Source organism: Bartonella sp. AA83SXKL, from assembly GCF_042196965.1.
Taxonomy (GTDB): Bacteria; Pseudomonadota; Alphaproteobacteria; order Rhizobiales; family Rhizobiaceae; genus Bartonella.
The window spans coordinates 312-574 of record NZ_JBHIRG010000315.1; the positions used below are offsets into that span (position 1 = coordinate 312).

The following is a 263-nucleotide window of genomic DNA, read 5'->3' on the forward strand; positions in this document are numbered from 1 at the left end:
CATCGAGCAAGATATTGAGATTATTGACTTTAAAGCCAGCAACAGCCAAAGTTATGCGTATATGGCTTGCATCATCATTTTTGTGTAAACGCTCAATATTATAAGCGGGATAAGTTTCATCAGCTTTACCAATACGTCGCAATGTTTTTTCTATTGTTTCAAATCCTAAGAGAAAAGGATTGGAGAAAGGCGTCACATGTGTCATTGTGAATGTCCTCTTTAAAGCGGCTATACTCTAAATAAAGCGTTTGTTCCATCCTTCT

The 263-nt window shown here is 36.9% G+C and carries 1 pseudogene; it reads right to left on the reverse strand.

The features are described 5' to 3' along the window. Positions 1 to 205, reverse strand: a pseudogene (locus ACFINO_RS11360) (heat-shock protein Hsp20); the annotation flags it as partial. Between the last annotated feature and the right edge of the window lie 58 nt (positions 206 to 263).